The organism is Streptomyces sp. NPDC005435, assembly GCF_040703155.1.
Classification (GTDB): domain Bacteria; phylum Actinomycetota; class Actinomycetes; order Streptomycetales; family Streptomycetaceae; genus Streptomyces.
Window position 1 is genome coordinate 216,710 of record NZ_JBEXEQ010000006.1, and the last position, 18,750, is coordinate 235,459.

Annotated in this window: 19 protein-coding genes; 14 read left to right on the forward strand and 5 right to left on the reverse strand. The window is 72.6% G+C overall.

Going from position 1 to position 18,750, the window contains the following annotated elements:
- Positions 1-110 precede the first annotated feature (110 nt).
- The 5 genes from AB0898_RS10100 (at position 111) to AB0898_RS10120 (ending at position 8,284) form a co-directional block, all read left to right on the forward strand.
- A complete protein-coding gene (locus AB0898_RS10100) occupies positions 111-1,622 on the forward strand; it encodes a class I SAM-dependent DNA methyltransferase (protein ID WP_366802387.1) in 1,512 nt (503 codons plus the stop codon).
- Positions 1,619-2,797, forward strand: coding sequence for a restriction endonuclease subunit S (locus tag AB0898_RS10105; protein WP_366802388.1), 1,179 nt, complete (start codon positions 1,619-1,621; stop codon positions 2,795-2,797). Before AB0898_RS10100 ends, AB0898_RS10105 begins: the two co-directional genes overlap by 4 nt.
- 62 nt (positions 2,798-2,859) lie before the next feature.
- The gene (locus AB0898_RS10110) at positions 2,860-6,456 is read left to right on the forward strand and encodes a DEAD/DEAH box helicase family protein (RefSeq protein ID WP_366802389.1); all 3,597 of its coding nucleotides are present in this window, start codon (positions 2,860-2,862) and stop codon (positions 6,454-6,456) included.
- Positions 6,457-6,509: 53 nt separating this feature from the next.
- Complete coding sequence (locus AB0898_RS10115; protein WP_366802390.1) at positions 6,510-7,154, forward strand: HD domain-containing protein; 645 nt, start codon at positions 6,510-6,512, stop codon at positions 7,152-7,154.
- A 26-nt stretch (positions 7,155-7,180) separates the two neighbouring features.
- Positions 7,181-8,284, forward strand: coding sequence for a GNAT family N-acetyltransferase (locus AB0898_RS10120; RefSeq protein WP_407078320.1), 1,104 nt, complete (start codon positions 7,181-7,183; stop codon positions 8,282-8,284).
- Positions 8,285-8,296: 12 nt separating this feature from the next.
- Here AB0898_RS10120 and AB0898_RS10125 read toward each other — a convergent pair whose 3' ends face one another.
- Complete coding sequence (locus AB0898_RS10125; RefSeq protein WP_366802391.1) at positions 8,297-8,572, reverse strand: DUF4031 domain-containing protein; 276 nt, start codon at positions 8,570-8,572, stop codon at positions 8,297-8,299.
- A gap of 136 nt (positions 8,573-8,708) precedes the next feature.
- Positions 8,709-9,122 (reverse strand): hypothetical protein, encoded by a 414-nt coding sequence (locus tag AB0898_RS10130; RefSeq protein WP_366802392.1) that lies wholly within the window; start codon positions 9,120-9,122, stop codon positions 8,709-8,711.
- Positions 9,123-9,177: 55 nt separating this feature from the next.
- Here AB0898_RS10130 and AB0898_RS10135 point away from each other — a divergent pair, with 55 nt between their 5' ends.
- The 4 genes from AB0898_RS10135 to AB0898_RS10150 all read left to right on the forward strand — a co-directional run bounded on the left by AB0898_RS10135 (position 9,178) and on the right by AB0898_RS10150 (position 12,991).
- The gene (locus AB0898_RS10135) at positions 9,178-10,083 is read left to right on the forward strand and encodes a MurR/RpiR family transcriptional regulator (protein WP_366802393.1); all 906 of its coding nucleotides are present in this window, start codon (positions 9,178-9,180) and stop codon (positions 10,081-10,083) included.
- Between the two features lie 65 nt (positions 10,084-10,148).
- Entirely contained in the window at positions 10,149-11,069 is a 921-nt protein-coding gene (murQ, locus tag AB0898_RS10140) for an N-acetylmuramic acid 6-phosphate etherase (RefSeq protein ID WP_366802394.1), read from the forward strand.
- Between the two features lie 128 nt (positions 11,070-11,197).
- A complete protein-coding gene (locus tag AB0898_RS10145) occupies positions 11,198-12,607 on the forward strand; it encodes a PTS transporter subunit EIIC (RefSeq protein ID WP_366802395.1) in 1,410 nt (469 codons plus the stop codon).
- Between the two features lie 147 nt (positions 12,608-12,754).
- Positions 12,755-12,991 carry a hypothetical protein gene (locus tag AB0898_RS10150; protein WP_366802396.1) on the forward strand — a complete coding sequence of 79 codons (237 nt, stop codon included), beginning with the start codon at positions 12,755-12,757 and terminating at the stop codon, positions 12,989-12,991.
- A gap of 16 nt (positions 12,992-13,007) precedes the next feature.
- On the opposite strand, the gene AB0898_RS10155 is transcribed toward AB0898_RS10150, so the two are convergent.
- On the reverse strand, positions 13,008-13,406 hold the full coding sequence (locus AB0898_RS10155) for a VOC family protein (RefSeq protein ID WP_366802397.1): 399 nt from the start codon (positions 13,404-13,406) through the stop codon (positions 13,008-13,010).
- A 156-nt stretch (positions 13,407-13,562) separates the two neighbouring features.
- Here AB0898_RS10155 and AB0898_RS10160 point away from each other — a divergent pair, with 156 nt between their 5' ends.
- Both AB0898_RS10160 and AB0898_RS10165 read left to right on the forward strand, forming a co-directional pair.
- Positions 13,563-14,138 (forward strand): hypothetical protein, encoded by a 576-nt coding sequence (locus AB0898_RS10160; protein WP_366802398.1) that lies wholly within the window; start codon positions 13,563-13,565, stop codon positions 14,136-14,138.
- A 576-nt stretch (positions 14,139-14,714) separates the two neighbouring features.
- Positions 14,715-15,107, forward strand: coding sequence for a hypothetical protein (locus AB0898_RS10165; RefSeq protein WP_366802399.1), 393 nt, complete (start codon positions 14,715-14,717; stop codon positions 15,105-15,107).
- 33 nt (positions 15,108-15,140) lie between these two features.
- Here AB0898_RS10165 and AB0898_RS10170 read toward each other — a convergent pair whose 3' ends face one another.
- Together AB0898_RS10170 and AB0898_RS10175 are read right to left on the reverse strand one after the other, a co-directional pair.
- Positions 15,141-16,268 carry an NADH:flavin oxidoreductase gene (locus AB0898_RS10170; protein WP_366802400.1) on the reverse strand — a complete coding sequence of 376 codons (1,128 nt, stop codon included), beginning with the start codon at positions 16,266-16,268 and terminating at the stop codon, positions 15,141-15,143.
- A gap of 183 nt (positions 16,269-16,451) precedes the next feature.
- Positions 16,452-17,063, reverse strand: coding sequence for a hypothetical protein (locus tag AB0898_RS10175; protein ID WP_366802401.1), 612 nt, complete (start codon positions 17,061-17,063; stop codon positions 16,452-16,454).
- A 278-nt stretch (positions 17,064-17,341) separates the two neighbouring features.
- On the opposite strand from AB0898_RS10175, the gene AB0898_RS10180 reads away from it, so the two are divergent.
- From AB0898_RS10180 to AB0898_RS10190, 3 genes are read left to right on the forward strand one after another with little or no spacing between them, the layout of a single operon-like run.
- Positions 17,342-17,500 (forward strand): hypothetical protein, encoded by a 159-nt coding sequence (locus tag AB0898_RS10180; RefSeq protein WP_366802402.1) that lies wholly within the window; start codon positions 17,342-17,344, stop codon positions 17,498-17,500.
- On the forward strand, positions 17,497-18,252 hold the full coding sequence (locus AB0898_RS10185) for a hypothetical protein (RefSeq protein ID WP_366802403.1): 756 nt from the start codon (positions 17,497-17,499) through the stop codon (positions 18,250-18,252). The genes AB0898_RS10180 and AB0898_RS10185 overlap by 4 nt, the downstream gene beginning before the upstream one ends.
- A gap of 9 nt (positions 18,253-18,261) precedes the next feature.
- Positions 18,262-18,486, forward strand: coding sequence for a hypothetical protein (locus tag AB0898_RS10190; RefSeq protein ID WP_366802479.1), 225 nt, complete (start codon positions 18,262-18,264; stop codon positions 18,484-18,486).
- Positions 18,487-18,750: the final 264 nt, after the last annotated feature.

Genomic DNA, 18,750 nt, shown 5'->3' on the forward strand with positions numbered 1-18,750 from the left:
ACCACGCCTGCCCCGGGAGTGCCCGGGCGCTCGCACCCGGCTCCGGCGGGCTCCGGCAGGCTCCGGCCGGCTCGGGCCGGCTGTCACACCCCCGCCGTAGGATTCCCTCCGTGATTACGGGCGAGCTCAAGAGCAAGGTGGACCGCGTCTGGGACGCGTTCTGGTCGGGTGGGATCTCGAACCCGTTGGAGGTCATGGAGCAGATCACGTACCTGCTCTTCATCCGCCGGCTGGACGAGCTGCAGACGGTCAAGGACCGGATGGCCCGGCGCGGGATCGAGGACAGCGCCCCCTTCTTCGGCCCGGATCAGCAGGAGCTGCGCTGGCAGAACTTCAAGGACGCCGACCCGGCGCGGATGTACCGGACGGTCGCCGAGCGGGTGTTCCCCTGTCTGCGCGCGCTGGGCGGCGAGGGCTCCACGTACTCGCACCACATGCGGGACGCCCGTTTCACGATCCCCACGCCCAACCTCCTGTCGAAGGTGGTCCTCCTGCTGGAGGGCATCCCGATGCGGGACAAGGACACCAAGGGCGACCTGTACGAGTACATGCTCGGCAAGATCGCCTCGGCGGGCCAGAACGGCCAGTTCCGCACGCCCCGGCACATCATCCAGCTGATGGTCGAGATGACCGAGCCGAACCCGCGCGACGAGATCTGCGACCCCGCGTGCGGCACGGCCGGCTTCCTGGTGAACGCCTCGGAGTACGTGCAGCGGGTGCACCGGGACGACCTCTTCGAGGCCGGCCACCAGCGGCACTTCAACAACAGCATGTTCCACGGCTTCGACTTCGACTCGACCATGCTCCGCATCGGCTCGATGAACATGCTCATGCACGGCGTCGAGAGCCCGGACATCCGCTACCGCGACTCCCTCTCGCAGAGCGCGGGCGACGAGAGCGACCGCTACTCGCTGATCCTCGCGAACCCGCCCTTCGCCGGCAGCCTCGACTACGAGACGACCTCCTCGGACCTGCTGAAGATCGTCAAGACCAGGAAGACCGAGCTGCTCTTCCTGGCCCTCCTCCTCAAGCTCCTCAAGCCGGGCGGCCGCGCCGCCGTGATCGTCCCCGACGGCGTCCTGTTCGGCTCGACGAAGGCGCACAAGGAGCTGCGCCGCATGCTGGTGGAGGACCAGAAGCTGGACGCGGTGGTGAAGCTCCCCTCCGGTGTCTTCAAGCCGTACGCCGGTGTCTCCACCGCCATCCTCTTCTTCACCAAGACGGACTCGGGCGGCACGGACGACGTGTGGTTCTACGACGTCCAGGCGGACGGCTTCAGTCTCGACGACAAGCGCACCCCGCTGCTCGCGGAGGACCGCCTCGGCGCCCGCGCCACCGGCCTCACGGACGGGGAGCACACGAAGAACAACCTCCCGGACGTCCTGGCCCGCTGGAAGCGCCGCACCACCGACGAACGCGCCCGCGCCCGCACGGAGCAGAGCTTCCGCGTCCCGAAGGCCGACATCGCCGCACAGGGCTACGACCTCTCCCTGAACCGCTACAAGGAGGTCGTCCACGAGGAGATCGTCACCCGGCCGCCGCTGGAGATCCTGGACGACCTGGAGCGGCTGGACAAGGAGATCGAGGCGGGCACGGCGAAGCTGAGGGAGCTGCTCGGATGACCACTCCCGTGAGGCTGGACTCCGTCTGCGACATCACGATGGGCCAGGCGCCCCCCGGCGACACGTACAACGGCGAGGGCAGCGGTCTGCCCCTGATCGCGGGCGCGGGCGACTTCTCGGGGACGCGCCCCGCGCCGAAGAAGTGGACCTCGGAGGCCGGCAAGGTCTGCCGCGCGGGCGACATCATCCTCGGGATCCGCGCCTCCGTCGGCGAGAAGGTGCTGGCCGACGAGGAGTACTGCCTCGGCCGCGGGGTCGCGGGGCTGAGGGCCCGCCCCGGCCTCGACCCCCGCTTCCTGTGGCACTGGCTGACCCACGTCAAGGGCGAGCTGGTGGCCAGGGGCCGGGGCGCCACGTTCCTCCAGGTCAACCGCAACGACATCGGCGCCCTGGAGATGGACCTCCCCGGCCTCGCGGAGCAGCGGCGCGTCGCCGCCGTCCTGGACCAGGTGGAGGAGCTGCGCGCCAAGCGCCGCCGGGCCATCGCCCTGCTCGACGACGCCGCCCAGTCCGTCTTCCTGGACATGTTCGGCGACCCGGCCTCCCCCGCCTCGGTGCACCGCCGGATTCCCGTCGCGGACGCCGTGTCGCGGCCGCTGCAGAACGGCGCGTACTTCCCCGCCGAGGCGTACACCGAGGACGGTGTGGCCATGGTGCACATGAGCGACGCCTTCTCGGGCACGGTCGGGCCGCAGGGCCTGAAGCGGGTGGCGTGCGCGGAGAAGGACCTCGCGAAGTACGCGCTGACCAGCGACGATCTCCTGGTGGCCCGGCGTTCGCTGAACTACGAGGGCTCGGCCAAGCCCTGCCGCGTCGGCGCGTCGGACGAACCGCTCATCTTCGAGTCGTCGCTCATCCGCGTGACCCCCGACCCGGAGCTCCTCACCGCCCGCTACCTCTACGCGTACCTCTCCCACCAGCGCGTACGCGACGCCTACGTCTTCCCCCTGGTCACCGGCGCGACCATCACGGGCATCAGCCAGGGCAACCTGGCGAAGGTCCCCGTACTCGTGCCGCCCCTGGCGGACCAGCGGGGTTTCGAACGGCGGCTGGAGCACATCGACCGGCTCAGGGACAGCGGCCGGGCCCATCTCGCCACGCTCGACGAGCTGTTCACGTCCCTGCGGCACCGTGCCTTCACCGGCACCCTCTGGGACCATGAAGCCGCCGCGTAGGACCTGACAGGAACACCACGCGGCACCGCACACGCCACCGGGGGAAGGGGCACGGCTCCGTCATGGGAACAGAGGCACAACAGGGGAACGGGCCGAAGCAGAGCGGGCCGGAGCAGGCCGGCCCGGACCCGACCGGCGGCCAGGGTGAGCGGAACGCGCCGCAACCCCAGGCCCCCGACCCGGGCCGCCCGCAGAGCAACTTCCTCTTCCTCCAGGGCCATTGGCCCGCCCTCTACGACGAGGCCCTGCGCGCCGAGCGGCTGGCCCACGCGGACCCGCGTACGTCCTGCTTCTACGCCCGCCGGGTCCTCGAACTCGCCGTGCAGTGGATGTACGAGCACGACTCCGCGCTGCGCCCGCCGTACCGCAACGACCTGAGCGCGATGCTCCACGAGCCGGGCATGCGGAACCTGGCCGGTCCGACGCTCAGCGCGAAGATGGACCTCGTCCGGCGCCAGGGCAACCACGCCGTGCACCGCCCGGCCCCCGTGCGGGCGCAGGACGCGATGCGCACGGTGGCCGAACTGTTCCACGTCCTCTACTGGTTCGCCCGTACCTACGCCCCCGGCCCGGACTCCGCCCCGGCCCCGGGCGCGCGATTCGACACGCAGCGCGTTCCGCGTCCCGTCCCCGCCGAGGTCCGGCTGCGCCGCCAGACGGAGCTGAGAAAGCAGGCCGAGGAGGACCGGGCCCGCCGGGACGCCCAGGCCGCGGAACTGGCCGAGGAACGCGCGAAGGGCGCCCAACTCACGTCGGAAGTCGCCGAATTGCGCGCCCGCGTCACCGAGCTGCGCAAGGCCAACGAGGCCCGCCCCGACACCCACGACTACGACGAGGCCGCCACCCGCGACCTGTTTATCGACCTCCTCCTCAAGGAGGCCGGCTGGGACCTCACCGACGCGCGCGACCGCGAGTTCCCGGTCGACGGCGAGCCCGGGGTGATCAGCGGGTCCGGCCGGGGTTACGTGGACTACGTCCTGTGGGGCGACGACGACCGGCCCCTCGCCGTCATCGAGGCCAAGCGCACCCGGGTGGACGCCCGCGCGGGCCGCCGCCAGGCCGAGCTGTACGCCGACGCGCTCGAAGCCGCCTACCACCAGCGGCCGGTGGTCTTCTTCACCAACGGCTACGAGACCTACCTCCACGACCGGGACAACGGCTACCCGCCCCGCCGGGTCCAGGGCTTCCGCACCAAGGACGAGCTGCACTGGCTGATCCGCCAGCGGGCCGGCCGGCTCGCCCTGAAGTCCTCCAACGTCAACCAGGGCATCGCGGGCCGCCCCTACCAGCTCCAGGCCATCCAGCGCGTCGGCGAGAGCTTCGAGCGGGAGAAGCGCAGGCGGGCCCTGCTCGTCATGGCGACCGGCACCGGCAAGACCCGTACCACCGTGGCCTTCGCCGAACTCCTCCAGCGGGCGGGCTGGGCGCGCCGCATCCTGTTCCTGGCCGACCGGCAGGCCCTGGTCAACCAGGCCGTACGCGCGTTCAAGGAGCATCTGCCGAACAGTGTGACGGTCAACCTCCTCACCGAGAAGAAGACCGACGCCCACGTCTACGTCTCGACGTACCCGACGATGATGAACCTGGTCGACGAGGTCACGGAGGACGGCCGCCGCAGGTTCGGGCCGGGCTTCTTCGACCTGGTCGTCATCGACGAGGCCCACCGCTCGGTCTACGACAAGTACGGCGAGCTGTTCGCGTACTTCGACGGTCTGCTGCTGGGGCTGACGGCCACGCCCAAGGACGACGTCGACCACAACACCTACCAGCTGTTCCAGCTGGAGGACGGCGTCCCCACCGACTCCTACAGCCTGGACCAGGCGGCCACGGACGGCTTCCTGGTGAAGCCGAACGTCGTCGACGTGCCCTTCGATTCGCTGCGGCGCGGCTTCCGCTACGACGACCTCACCGAGGAGCAGCAGGAGGCCTGGGACAACCTGGAGTGGACGGAGGACGGGCAGGTCCCGGACGGGGTCTCCGCGGACGAGGTCAACCGCTTCCTGTTCAACCGGCCGACCATCGACAAGGCGCTCGAGGTCCTGATGCGGCACGGCCTGCGCGTCGAGGGCGGGGACCGGCTCGGCAAGACGATCGTCTTCGCCAAGAACAGCACGCACGCCCTGGCCATCGAGGAGCAGTACAACCTCAACTACCCGCGGGGCGCCGGGAACGACGCCCGTGTCGTCACCTACCGGGAGAAGAACCCCCAGCAGCTCATCGACGACTTCTCCGACCCGGCCAAGGCCCCCGACATCGCCATCTCCGTCGACATGCTGGACACCGGGGTCGACGTGCCCGAGGTGCTGAACCTCGTGCTGTTCAAGCCGGTGTACTCGCGGACGAAGTTCTGGCAGATGATCGGGCGCGGCACCCGGCTGTGCCCGGACATCTACGGCCCCGGCCGGGACAAGGACGGTTTCCACGTCTTCGACCTGTGCGGCAACGCGGAGTTCTTCAACCAGGAGCTCGACCGCGCCCCCGCCCGCCAGGCCCCGGCGCTCACCGAGAAGCTGCTGCGCTGCCGGCTCGATCTGCTCCGGGCGCTGGACCGGCGCCAGAGCCCGGACCCGGCGCGCGACGGCGGCCCGGACGCGGTGGACACCGAGGCGTCCCTGCGCTGGTCGCTGGCCCACCACCTGCACCGGACGGTGCGCGGCATGCACCTCGGCAACTTCCTCGTACGGCCGCACCGCCGCCAAGTCGAGGCGTTCGGCGGCGACTTCGCGGCCTGGCAGCGCATCGACGACGACGCGGCGCACGCGCTGGGCGAGGACGTCCTCGGGCTGCCGTCCGACCACCGGCCCGAGGGCGAGGACCGGGGCGAGGAGGCCAGGCGCTTCGACCTGCTCGCCTTCCGTCTCCAGCTCGCGGCCCTGGAGGGCGGCTCCGACTACCCGCGTCTGCGCGGCCAGGTCCGGGAGCTGGCCCGGGATCTGCTCGGCAAGACCAACATCCCCGCCGTCCGGGACGAGGCGCCCCTGCTGGAGGCGGTCGCCGACGACGCGTGGTGGGAGAACGTGACCGTCCCGATGCTGGAGCACGTGCGGCGCCGGGTGCGCGGTCTGGCGCATCTGGTGGACACGCCCGCCGCCCGGAAGATCGTCTACACGGACATCGCGGAGGAGCCCGGCACCCTCTCGGAGGTCGAGCTGAGGGGCCTGCCCGTCGGCACGGACGAGGAGCGCTTCCGGCAGAAGGCCCGCGCCTATCTCCAGACCCACCGCGAGCAGGAGGCCGTCCGCAAGCTGCGGGAGAACGAGCAGATCACCGCCGGGGACCTCGCCGCCCTGGAGGAGCTCTTCCTCGCCGAGGGGGTCGCCTCCGCCGAGGACCTGGCGGAGCGGCGGGCGGCCGAGGGCGGTCTCGGGGTGTTCCTGCGCCGTATCGGCGGCCTGGACCGGGCCGCCGCGCAGGACGCCTTCTCCGGCTTCGTCGCCGGACACGACCTGTCCGCCGACCAGATCGACCTGGTGCACCTGATGGTCCGCTACGTGGCGGCCAACGGCCTCATCGGCGTCCGCGACCTGTACGAGAACGCCCTCTTCACCGCGCGGGGAGTGCTGGACGACCACTTCGACGACGCCGAGATCGACGAGCTGGAGGTCGTCTTCCGCGTCCTGCGCTCGCGGGCGGTCCCGGACACGGAGCTCGCCGCGTGAGCAGGGGGCGCGCGGTCGGTGAGGAGCGGGCGCGCGGAGGCGAGAATGGCCCCATGGCCGACCTCGACGCCCCGCGCCTCCGTTTCGCCGCCGCCCTGGAGGGCGCCCGTGCCCCCGGCGGCGGCCCCGATCCCGCGCCCTACGCCGACAACCTGCTGGCCCGCTGGCAGGAGCCGCAGCGGAAATACCACACCCTGGACCACCTGACCGCCGTGCTCGACCGCGTGGACCTGCTGGCGGAGCACGCCGACGATCCGGACCTCGTGCGGCTCGCCGCCTGGTTCCACGACGCCGTGTATCTGCCGGAGCGGTCGGAGAACGAGGAGCGGTCGGCGCGGCTGGCCGAACGGGCGCTCGCCGAGGCTGGGTTGAGCGAGGAGAAGACCGCCGAGGTGGCCCGTCTGGTACGGCTCACCACCGGTCACGACCCGGCCGGCGACGACCGCAACGGCCAGGTGCTGTGCGACGCCGACCTCGCGATCCTGGCTTCGCCGCCGTCCGCGTACGCCGCGTACACCGCCGAGATCCGCGACGAGTACCACTTCGTCCCCAACGACGCCTTCCGCGAGGGCCGTTCGGCCGTACTGCGCCAACTCCTCGCGCTGCCCGAGCTGTTCCACACCCCCTACGGCAGGGAGCACTGGGAGGCGACCGCCCGCTACAACCTCGGCGGCGAGCTCGAAATGCTGTCGCCGTGACCTTCCCGGCGGCCTAGGGTCGCCTCATGCGAGCGATGAGCGGGGACCGGGTGACCGAGGCCGTGGCCGGATGCGTGGCGGCGCTGCGCCCGGCGGCGGACCGCGACTGGAGCGCGGTGAAGGCGGGCGGTCTGGAGTGGGACTGCCACGCCACCGCCACGCACGTCGCGGACGACCTCGTGGCCTACGCCGCCAACCTGGCCGGAGGCGCGCGCGACGCCTACGTCCCCTTCGAGCTGACCCTGGACCCCGGCACGGACAACGCCGGGCTGCTGCACGTCCTGGAGACGACCGGCGCCCTGCTCGCCGCCGCCGTCACCACCGCGCCGCCCGGCGCCCGCGCCTACCACCCGCACCCCTTCGGCAGCGCCGACCGCGAGGGCTTCGCCGCGATGGGCGTCGCGGAGGTCCTGCTGCACACCCACGACATCGCCCAGGGCCTCGGCGTGCCGTACGAGCCCGCGGGCGACCTCGCGGACGCGGTCCTGAACTGGCTGTTCCCGCACGTCCAGCCCGGCCCGGACGCCTGGCCGACCCTGCTGTGGGCCACCGGCCGGGGCGAGCTGCCCGGCCGTCCGCCGGTCACCGCGTGGCGCTGGCGCAACAACCTCGTCCTCCCCGCCGAACGCCTCACCCTGACCGGCGTACGCCCCGCCGCCGCCCGCGACCTGCGCCTCGGCGGCGACGGCGGCTTCGACTGGCTCGGCGGCGCGCCGTACGAGGGCACGCGGGAGGCCGCCGGCTTCCTGGTCAAGGCGTACGAAGCGGGCCTGCACCGGCCCGAGTTCGGCGTCTTCGTGCTCGTCCGCCCCGAGGACGGCCGCGCCGTCGGCGGCGCCGGCTTCCACGGCACGCCGGACACGGAGGGCCGCGTGGAGATCGGCTACGACCTCGTCCCCGAGGCCCGCGGCCACGGCTACGCCACGGAGGCCGCCCGCGCGCTGACCGCCTGGGCCCTCGCCCGCGACGACGTCCGGACGGTGATCGCCACCGTCGAGCCGGAGAACCTCCCCTCGCAGCACGTCCTCACCCGCGCCGGCTTCCGCCCGGCGACCCCCGGGGAGGAGCGGGCCGCACGCGAGCTGCACGGCATGGCGGACGACCTGTTGCTGTACGTCGCCGAGGGCTAGGGGAGACACCCCCTAGGCCCGCGGCGCCTCGCTCCCCTTGCGCCTGCGCAGCCCCGCCGCCAGCAGCAGCCGTACGACCTCACGGCTGCGGACCTCCACCGCGCCGGCCGCGACGGCGTCGGCGTAGCGCTGGGAGGGGAGGTCGTAGTGGTCGCGCTCGAAAGCGCGACGGGGGACGCCGAGGCGGGCGGCGAAGACGTGGAGTTCGTCGTAGGAGTCGTCGCTGACCAGGTGGGACCACAGACGGCCGTGTCCGGGCCAGGTGGGCGGGTCGATGTAGACGGTCACGGGCGCCTCGCGGGACCGTCTGCGGGCGGGGCGGTGGGGCCGCTCGCGGGACCGTCTGCGGGCCGGGGCGTACGAACGCTCGCGCGCGCCCCCGGCGTACGGCCGCCCCCGCGCGCCCCTGCGGCCCTGCCGTCCCTCACGCCGGTGTGTTCCCGCCCAGGGCGTGCCCCAGGTGGCCCACCGGTGCCACGTCGATGCCGGCCTCGTGGCAGACCCAGTGCGGGTCGGGGCCCAGCTCGGGTTCGACGTCCAGGGCGTGCGGGTCGCCCGAGCCGCAGGAGGGGCACAGGGGCCAGCGGCCCTGCCGTTCCAGCAGGGCGTCCTGGACGTCCTGGGCGACGAGCCCGGCCAGGAAGTCGGCGCCCTCCGGCCACTGTTCGACCCACCAGCGGCGCTGGGCGAGGGACTCCTCCACCAGCGAGACCACGTCGGCCTCGGCGACCTCGCTCGCCATCAGGTCGGCGAGGACGAGGGCGCGGGCGGCGTGCAGGGCCTGTTCCAGCGCGCTGACGGACTCGGCGGAGTCTGCGGGTTCTGCGGGATCTGCCATGTCCCCATTGTCCGCGCTCTTGACCCCACCGCCGAGCCGAAAATACCTTTCAACGGTGACCCGGGACGTGAAGGAAACTTTCGGCAGTCCGGGCGGCTCCCTGGCCGCCAAGGTACGGACGCTCGGCCCCTCCATGACCCGCTCCATGCACCGCGTGGCGGAGGCCGTGGCGAGCGACCCGGCCGGCTGCGCCGCGCTCACGGTCACCGGCCTCGCGGAGCTGACCGGCACCAGCGAGGCGACGGTCGTCCGTACGGCCCGCCTGCTCGGCTACCCCGGCTACCGCGACCTGCGCCTGGCGCTCGCCGGTCTCGCCGCCCGGCAGGAGTCCGGGCAGGCCCCCGCCATCACGACCGACATCGCGGTGGACGACTCGCTGGCCGACGTGGTCGCCAAGCTCGCCTACGAGGAACGGCAGACCCTCGCGGACACCGCCGCCGGACTCGACACCGTGCAGCTCGGCGCCGCCGTCACCGCGCTGGCGGCCGCCCGGCGCACGGACGTGTACGGCATAGGCGCCTCGGGTCTCGTCGCCCAGGACCTCACCCAGAAGCTGCTGCGGATCGGCCTCATGGCCCACGCGCCCGGCGACCCGCACCTCGCGGTGACCAACGCGGTACAGCTCCGCGCGGGCGACGTGGCGATAGCCATCACCCACTCGGGCTCGACCGGCGACGTGATCGAACCCCTGCGGGCCGCCTTCGAGCGCGGCGCGACCACCGTCGCGATCACCGGCCGCCCGGACTCGCCCGTGACGCAGTACGCCGACCACGTGCTGACCACGTCCACCTCGCGCGAGAGCGAGCTGCGGCCCGCCGCGATGTCCTCGCGGACGAGTCAACTCCTGGTCGTGGACTGCCTGTTCGTGGGCGTGGCGCAGCGGACGTACGACAGCGCGGCCCCCGCGCTCGCCGCGTCGTACGAGGCGCTGGCCCACCGGCACCGGAGCACCCCGCGCTGAGACGGCGCCCGGACGCACCGGCGTGACAGGAAGACCTGGGAACCCACCGGAAAGAGCCGCACCTCATGACCGATTCCCCCCGTCTCCAGACCGAGCTGGCCGCGCTCACCACCGAGGCGTTCCGCCCCGAGCTGGCCGGCATCGACGCACTGCCCACCCTCGACATCGCCCGCCTGATGAACGGCGAGGACGCGGGCGTACCGGCGGCGGTGGCCGCGCGCCTGCCGGAGATCGCCGCTGCGATCGACGCCGTGGCCGACCGCATGGCGCGCGGCGGCCGGCTGGTCTACGCGGGCGCGGGCACCGCCGGACGCCTCGGCGTCCTCGACGCCTCCGAGTGCCCGCCCACCTTCAACACCGCCCCCGGACAGGTCGTCGGCCTCATCGCGGGCGGCCCTGAGGCGCTGGTCGTCTCGGTGGAGGGCGCGGAGGACTCCCCGGAACTGGCCCGCGCCGACCTCGACGCGCTCAAGCTCACGCCGGAGGACGCGGTGGTCAGCGTCTCCGCGTCGGGGCGTACGCCGTACGCGGTCGGGGCGGTGGAGTACGCGGGGGCGCTCGGCGCGCTGACCGTGGGGCTGTCCTGCAACGCGGGCAGCCCGCTCGGCGCCGCCGCCGCGCACGGCATCGAGGTGGTCGTCGGCCCCGAGCTGCTGACCGGCTCCACCCGGCTGAAGGCGGGCACCGCCCAGAAGCTCGTCCTCAACATGATCTCGACCATCACCATGATCCGCCTCGGCAAGACCTACGGAAACCTGATGGTCGACGTCCGCGCCTCCAACGCCAAGCTCCGCGCCCGTTCGCGGCGGATCGTCGCCCAGGCGACGGGGGCGGCCGACTCCGAGATCGAACGGGCGCTCACGGAGGCGGACGGCGAGGTGAAGAACGCGATCCTGATCCTGCTGGCGGGGGTGGACGGGGTCACGGCCGCGCGGCTGCTGGAGGAGACGGGGGGACGGTTGCGGGAGGCGCTGCGGGAGGGGTGAGGGGGCTTCGCGGGGCGGGTGAGGGGGCGCGCGGACGGCCCTGATGACCCCCCGCCTTCCGGAGGACTCCGACGGCGGGGCGCGTGCCGTGCCCGCCGCATCGCGGCCCCGGCGCGCAGGCTCAAGGCGTGCGCAACGACTCCGCCCTCGCCTCCGAAATCCTGTCCCTGACCGGCGGTCCGGCCAACGTCACCGCCGTGGCCCACTGCCTGACCCGTCTCCGTCTGACGGTGGCCGACCCCGACGCGGTGGACGGGGATGCCCTAGGGGCTCTGCCCGGGGTGCTGGGGGTGATCGGGAAGGGCGGTACGGCGCTCCAGGTGGTGCTGGGTCCTGGGGTGGTGGAGGGGGTGACGGCGGAGGTGGAGAAACAGACGCGGGCGGCGGCGAGCGGCCCGACGAAGCCGAGCGGCCCGGCGAAGCCGACCGCCCCGGGGAGACCGGCCGGCCCGGCCGGCCTCCGCCGCGTGGCCAACGTCTTCGTCCCCCTGATCCCCGCCCTCATCGGCTGCGGCGTCCTGGCGGGCCTCAACGGCCTTCTGGTGAACGCCGGTTGGCTCCCCGGCCTCACCCCCGCCCTGACCGCCATCGCCTCCGGCTTCATGGCGCTGATCGCGGTGTTCGTCGGCTACCAGGCGGCGAAGGAGTTCGGCGGCACCCCGATCCTGGGCGGCGCGGTGGCGGCGGTCGTCGTCCACCCCGGGGTGGAGAAGGTGACCGCGTTCGGCGTACACCTCTCCCCCGGCCAGGGTGGAGTCCTCGGCGCACTGGCCGCCGCGCTGCTCGCCACCCGGGTCGAGAAGTGGTGCCGGGGCCGGCTGCCGGGCGCACTGGACGTGCTCGTCACCCCCACGGTGACCGTCCTCGTCGCGGGCCTGGCCACGCTGTACGGCCTGATGTACGCCGCCGGAGTCGTCGCCACCGCCATCGGCACCGGCGCGAACTGGCTCCTCACCACCACCGGCGCCTTCGCGGGCCTCCTCCTCGGCGGCCTGTTCCTCCCCCTGGTGATGCTGGGCCTCCACCAGGCCCTGATCCCCATCCACACCACCCTGATCGAACAGCAGGGCTACACCGTCCTCCTCCCCCTCCTCGCCATGGCCGGCGCCGGCCAGGTCGGCGGCGCCCTCGCGGTCTACGTCCGCCTCCGCCACGACACCGCCCTGCGCACCACCATCCGCTCGGCCCTCCCGGCGGGCCTCCTCGGCGTGGGCGAGCCCCTGATCTACGGCGTCTCCCTCCCCCTCGGCCGCCCCTTCGCCACCGCCTGCGCGGGCGGCGCGGCAGGCGGCGCCTTCGTCGGCTTCTTCGCGATGCTCGGCACGAAGGTCGGCGCCACCGCCATCGGCCCCTCGGGCTGGGCCCTGTTCCCGCTCCTGACAGGCAACCGCGGCCCAGCCGTGGCAGCGGCCGTCTACGGCGGCGGCCTCCTGACGGGCTACACGGTGGGCTTCGCGGCAACCTACGCGTTCGGCCTCCGGCGGGTGGCGGGGGTGGAGACGGGACAGGTGGAGACACGGGCGCGGGAGACGGCGTGAGGCGGGGGGCGGGTGGCTCGACGGGCCCGGGAGACGGCGTGAGGCGAGGCGAACGGCCGGCCCTCGGAGTCGCCACACGCCCCACCGAGCCCGCCCCTCCCGGGCGAACCCGCGTAACACCCCCGTACCCCCACTCGTTCCCCCGGCATGATGAAGGCCCTGCTCACCACCGCCGCGCTCACCGTCTCCGCCGCCGCGCTGTCCGCGCCCGCGCATGCCGCCGCTGCCAAGAGCGACAGTGGGGACCGTTGGACCGCGACCGACACCGCGGGCTGTGCGGCGGGCCTCGCCGCGGGGCCCGTGCTGAAGGCCGCCTCGCCGCTGCCGCTGGGCGACGCGCCCACCACGTGCGGCAAGGGCAGCCTGATCCAGCACAAGGGCTGAGCGGACGGACCCGGCGCTACGCGGGGCGACCGGTGTACTCGGCGATCTGGATCAGGTTGCCGCACGTGTCGTCCAGTACGGCGATCACGACCGGCCCCATCTCCGTCGGCTCCTGGGTGAACCGCACCCCGAGCCCGCGCAGCCGCTCGGCCTCGGCGCGTACGTCGTCCACGGCGAAGGACGTGGCCGGGATGCCGTCCGCGACGAGCGCCGAGGTGTACGCCTTGGCGGCGGGGTGGGCGTCGGGCTCCAGCATCAGTTCGGTGCCGTCGGGCTGCTCGGGGGAGACGACGGTCAGCCAGCGGTACTCACCGACCGGGACGTCCGCCTTCTTCACGAACCCCAGCACTTCGGTGTAGAAGCGCAGGGCCTTGTCCTGGTCGTCGACGAAGACGCTGGCCCGGTTGATCCTCACGGGGAGACCTCCGGTCACATGGGGCTTCAGCACATGGAGCCTCAGCACATAGGGCTTGAGCACATGGAGCTTGAACACATAGCGCTGCCGCTGCCGTCATTCTCGGCGCTCCCGCCGCCTTCCCGTGGAACGCGCCCCGGGTGAGAAGCTGGATCCATGAATCACGCCCAGCTCACCGCGCTCGGTCGTGCCCTCCGGCTGGTCGGGGAGCACGGCGAGTCGCTGACCACCGACACCCCGGACGCCCGGCTGCACGAGGTCAAGACGGATCTGCGGCGCGCGCTGGACCTGCTGGAGGAGAGCCTGGAGGCGGGCGCCCCGACCACCCGCTGCCCCGAGCACCCGCAGGGCCCGGTGGACACCAGCGCCCCGGACCTGTGCCTGCTGTGCGAGACGCGACGCCGCTCGGCCCGACGCGCGGAGTACGGCGGCGGCGCCCCCTCCCGTACGACGGACGCCCCCGCGAAATCCCCCTCCCGCTACGGCGTCCGCGCCGAACGCCCCCAACCCCAGCAGCGCTGGCTCCCGGAGGCATGGAACGGCCGCGAGTGGCAGCTGTGCGGCACCCCCCGCCGCGACCGCGCGGAAGCGGAAGCGTATTTGGCAGCCCAGCGCCGCGGCTCCCGCCCCGCGATGGCATACCGCCTGGTACACGAGTTCACCGACTACGAGGTCCTACGGGTATGGGGCACACCCACATACGTGGACGTCGAACCAATGGGCAACATGTGACCTCCGTACGGAGGCTTCGGAATCCACTTGGCACGCCGGTCGACAAACACCTACATGACCTGGATCCGCAATATGTCGCACCTCGGTAAAGTAGGCAAAACCCACACCCCATACGTGTAAACATGCAGCTCGACGCCTGTGGTCCCCGCGCATGCGGGGGTGGTCCCACCAACGACAATGGTTCGAGTGAGGGCGACGGGTGGTCCCCGCGCATGCGGGGGTGGTCCTGCCGCACCCTCGGCATCGAGACCGCGTCCGTGGTGGTCCCCGCGCATGCGGGGGTGGTCCCACGGTCGTCTCGACCGTCTCCTCGTTCTCGCCGTGGTCCCCGCGCATGCGGGGACGTTCCCGGCGCCGCCGTTCCGTACGCCTGCCCGCCTGGTTGCCGTCAGGCGCAACGCCTGTGCTACCGCTCCCACTTCGCCGGGCTGACCGCCGGCGCCGGCGCTCAGCCGGACCGGCCGACCAGGATTCCGAAGCCTGCGGCGGCGCAGTAGGACAGCGCGCTGCGGGGTCGCCGTGGACCGCGTCGGCGGTGTCGTAGAGGAGGCGGGTGGGACCGTCCCCGAGGCACTCTTGGTCGAGTCCGCTCGCGGCGGCGAGGACCGAGCGGCCTGCGGAGTCGGCCTCGTCGGACGCGAGCGGTCCGGCACCCTGCCCGTCACCGGCGCCCTCGCCCCCACCCTCGCCCTCGCCCTCGCCCTGGAACGCGCCCCCGCCCCCGCCCGCCACGGCGTCCCTGACGTGCTGCCAAGCCGGCAGCTTCGTGCAGTAGCACTGCCCCACACCTTGGCCTGTGCCGGTTTCTCCGACGAGCAGGCGCTCGTCCAGCCGCTCGTCAGGACGGCGATCACGACAGCCGCCGCCTCTCGCGCACCCCTGCCGGCGCCGTACCGCATGGGGCATGCCCTTCCTGGCCCCGAGCACGCAAGGTACGGCACCAACGGCAAGGCGCCAGGCGGAAGTTGATCCACCCGGCGCCCGGCGCCAAAACAACAGACCTCAGCTGAGCGACTTCAGCGCCGCGGCGTCGTAGGACTTCAGCTCGTCGAAGCGGCCGGAGAGGACCTTCGCGGCCCACTCCGGGTCCTGGAGGAGGGCGCGGCCGATGGCGACCATGTCGTACTCGCCGCTCTCCAGGCCGTCGAGGAGGTCCTCGATGCCCTTGACCGGCGCACCCTCACCCTGGAACGCCTTGACGAAGTCGCCGTCCAGGCCGACCGAGCCGACGGTGATGACCGGCTTGCCGGTGATCTTCTTCGTCCAGCCGGCGAGGTTGAGGTCGGAGCCCTCGAACTCCGGCTCCCAGTAGCGGCGGGTGGAGGCGTGGAAGACGTCGACGCCGGCGGCGGCCAGCGGCGTCAGGATGGCCTCCAGCTCCTCCGGGGTCTCGGCGAGGCGCGCGGTGTAGTCCTGCTGCTTCCACTGCGAGTAGCGGAAGATGACGGGGAACTCGGCGGACACGCGCTCGCGCACGGCCGCGACGACCTCGGCGGAGAACTGGGCGCGGGCGACCGGGTCGCCACCGTAGGCGTCGGTACGGACATTGGTGCCGGCCCACAGGAACTGGTCGAGAAGGTAGCCGTGCGCACCATGGATCTCGACACCATCGAAACCGATGCGCTCCGCGTCGGCGGCGGCCTGCGCGAACGCGGCGATGACGTCGTCCACGTCGGACTGCGTCATGGCCTTGCCCTTGGGCTCGGCGCCCTCCTTGTGGATGCCGGACGGGCCCATCGCGGGGGCGTCCGCGAACGGCGGCTCGCCCTGCTTGCGGACCATGCCGATGTGCCACAGCTGCGGCACGATCGTGCCGCCCGCCGCGTGCACCTCCCGCGCGACCTTCGCCCAGCCCGCGAGCTGCTCCTCGCCATGGAAGCGCGGCACACTGTCGCTCTGGCCGGCCGAGTCGTGGCCCACATAGGTGCCCTCGGTGACGATCAGACCGACACCGTTCGCGGCGCGGCGGGAGTAGTACGACACCACATCCTCACCGGGGATGCCGCCCGGCGAGAACATACGGGTCATCGGCGCCATCACGATCCGGTTCGGAACCGTGAGGCCGTTCAGCGTGATCGGGCGGGACAGGAGCTGGGCCGCGCGGGAGGCGGCGGGCGTCGTGACGGTCACGTGGGGGGCTCCTCGTGAGTACGGTGGCTGTTGACCGGACGGTATGTGCGCACGCAATTGTGCACCCTCTGAAACAACCGCACGCCCACGGCCCCGTATTCCACCCTCCCCCCACACCCCCTTGTGACCCCGGCCACCCGGCCACCCCGGCCCCCCGGCCACGGCACCCACACCCCGAACGCCCTAGTCGACACCCTCCACCAACTCGTCCAGCGCCCGCCGGGCCAACGGAACGAACCGCTGCCGGCAGCCCTCGACCAGGGCCTCCGTCTCGGCAGCGGCCGAACGGTACCCCTCGATCCGGGTTTCACCCGCCGACCCCCGGCTCATCTCCATCAGCGCCTCGACCGGCGGCCCGATGTGCCGGTCCACGGCCCGCGCGTACTCCTCGGCGACCTGGGCGACATCCTCCGGTCCCTCCAGCTGAACCGCGTCGGCCGCGCGCCGGGTCGCCCGTACGGCGTCGATCGCGGCGCCCCGCCGGACGTCGTAGCGATGCTGGTCGAACGGTTCGAGGACGAGCCGCCCCAACTGCCACACAGCGCCCTGCGCGTCATGGGCGGCGTCCATCAGGTCCTGATACGCGGCCTGCCGGCGATCCCTGCGCCACTTCTGGTGCTCGGCCCGCAGCTCGCGCCGCCGGTCCCGCTCCCGCGCGGCCTCCTCCCGTATCTGCTGCCGTTCGAGTGCCTCGTTCCTGCGCCGCTCGGCCAGCGCCGCCGCCCACGCGGTCAGCCCGCTCCCGAGCAGGGTGCCGCAGATCGCGATGACCGTCGTACTCAGACTGCTCGCCATGGCAGGACAGTGTGGCGGACGAAGGTGACCGCCCTCTCCCGCCGACGCCGTCCACGACCACGCCGACGCCGTCCACGCCCACGCCCACGCCCACGCCCGGCAGATCCGAGCCGCGATGTCCGCCCGCGAGAACGCGCCGCCGGCTCAAATGTTGATCAATTGATGTTGAGCCCCCGTCGCGCCCCGCGTAGGTTCCCAGATGACCAGTGAGCCGCTGACCACGGCGACCGAGCATAAGGGGGAAGCGAGTGAAGACCAGGCCCGTTTCGTCGGCACCGATGGTGAGACTCGCCGTCCTCGCCGCCTGGGCGGTGACACTCGTCGCCGTCAACAGACTCCTCGCCGACGAGTGGGCGGAATACGCGTTCACCTTCGTGTCCGCCGTCTTCGTGACCCTCCTGATGTCGAAGGCCGGCAGGACGCGGCAAGGAAAATGACCTCGGGCCCGCGCGTCCGGCTCGACCGCGCCCTGGAGGAGCTGGCCCGCACCTTCCGGGGTATGACCGCCCGCGCCGACGAGGTCCAGTGCATCTGCCACTGGGGCGACGAGGAGGAGCTGGCGCGGCTGAAGGTGCCGGACCTGGAGCTGGACCCGGACCTGCTGCGCCGTACCTGGACCGCGCCCGACTGGAGTGACCACGGCGCCGTACTGCGCCGTATCCTCCCGCAGTTCGCCAGGTCGCTGGCCGACGGGACCACGGAGCACCGGCTCGGCGCGGCCGAGGCGGGCCGGTCGTTCGCGAAGGGCGACTGGCAGCGGTGGCCCGTCCAACAGCGTGCTGCGGTCGAGGAGTTCCTGCACGCCTGGTGGGCACACAGCCTGACCGAGCCGGCCCCGGCGACCCCGGTGTACGACCTCCTCGTACTGCTCACGGAGGCGTCCGCCACGCTCACCCCCTGGCTCACGGCCTGGGAGAGCGCCGACCACGACACGGCCGACCGGCACCTGGAAGAGGCGGCCGCCCACTGGGAGTACGACCTTCTGCGCGACGAACTCCCGTGGTACACCTGCCACGACGAGCATGCGCTCCGCACCGAACTCACCACCTGGCTGGCCCACCACGCCCCACCCCGCCTGCGCGCCCGCGACACCCCCGAGGACCTGCTCCACCGCATACGCCTGGCAGCCACTCCCACCCCGGCCCGCTGGGACGACCCGCACTGGCCCGACCGCCGCTACGGCTTCTGAGGTGGCCCCATGAGACCGAACTCCGACCAACTGATGTGCCTCGCCGAGGCGTTCGCCTGCATCACCCTCGCCGCGATGTGCGTCTACGCGGCACTGAACGGTGACCACACCCCCGCCTGGGGCCTGGGCATCGCAAGCCTGTCCTTCGCCTGGGACGTCAAACGAAGGCTCGACCGCTACCGCCGCAAGCCCTGCCCGGCAACGCCCGAGGGCGACACCTCCCCCGGAGAATAAGGGAAAGGACCGCCCTCGACGCGAGTCTGGTGACGGCCGGCTTCTGGGCCGGGGCGCGGCCGGCTCCAAGCCCGCCGCCGCCCTGCTGAACGCCGCCTCCGAGGCAGGGCTCACGGTGCGGGCCAAGACCGCCGGCCCCTCGAAACGTCGGCAACCTTCTCGCCGGCGAAGCAACCCCCGCCACGGCCGGATTCGGCGTCCCGTACAAGGGACTTCACGGCATCGACCGCGACCGCCCCGCCGCCGGCCGGCCCCCCATACCGC

Bases quoted from the DNA above. Each gene is read 5' to 3' on its own strand.
- AB0898_RS10105 (WP_366802388.1), top strand. From the start codon at position 1,619: ATGACCACTCCCGTGAGGCTGGACTCCGTCTGCGACATCACGATGGGC.
- AB0898_RS10160 (WP_366802398.1), top strand. From the start codon at position 13,563: ATGAATCACGCCCAGCTCACCGCGCTCGGTCGTGCCCTCCGGCTGGTC.
- AB0898_RS10150 (WP_366802396.1), top strand. From the start codon at position 12,755: ATGATGAAGGCCCTGCTCACCACCGCCGCGCTCACCGTCTCCGCCGCC.
- AB0898_RS10180 (WP_366802402.1), top strand. From the start codon at position 17,342: ATGGTGAGACTCGCCGTCCTCGCCGCCTGGGCGGTGACACTCGTCGCC.
- murQ (WP_366802394.1), top strand. From the start codon at position 10,149: ATGACCGATTCCCCCCGTCTCCAGACCGAGCTGGCCGCGCTCACCACC.
- AB0898_RS10110 (WP_366802389.1), top strand. From the start codon at position 2,860: ATGGGAACAGAGGCACAACAGGGGAACGGGCCGAAGCAGAGCGGGCCG.
- AB0898_RS10190 (WP_366802479.1), top strand. From the start codon at position 18,262: ATGAGACCGAACTCCGACCAACTGATGTGCCTCGCCGAGGCGTTCGCC.
- AB0898_RS10185 (WP_366802403.1), top strand. From the start codon at position 17,497: ATGACCTCGGGCCCGCGCGTCCGGCTCGACCGCGCCCTGGAGGAGCTG.
- AB0898_RS10130 (WP_366802392.1), bottom strand. From the start codon at position 9,122: ATGGCAGATCCCGCAGAACCCGCAGACTCCGCCGAGTCCGTCAGCGCG.
- AB0898_RS10175 (WP_366802401.1), bottom strand. From the start codon at position 17,063: ATGGCGAGCAGTCTGAGTACGACGGTCATCGCGATCTGCGGCACCCTG.
- AB0898_RS10120 (WP_407078320.1), top strand. From the start codon at position 7,181: ATGCGAGCGATGAGCGGGGACCGGGTGACCGAGGCCGTGGCCGGATGC.
- AB0898_RS10115 (WP_366802390.1), top strand. From the start codon at position 6,510: ATGGCCGACCTCGACGCCCCGCGCCTCCGTTTCGCCGCCGCCCTGGAG.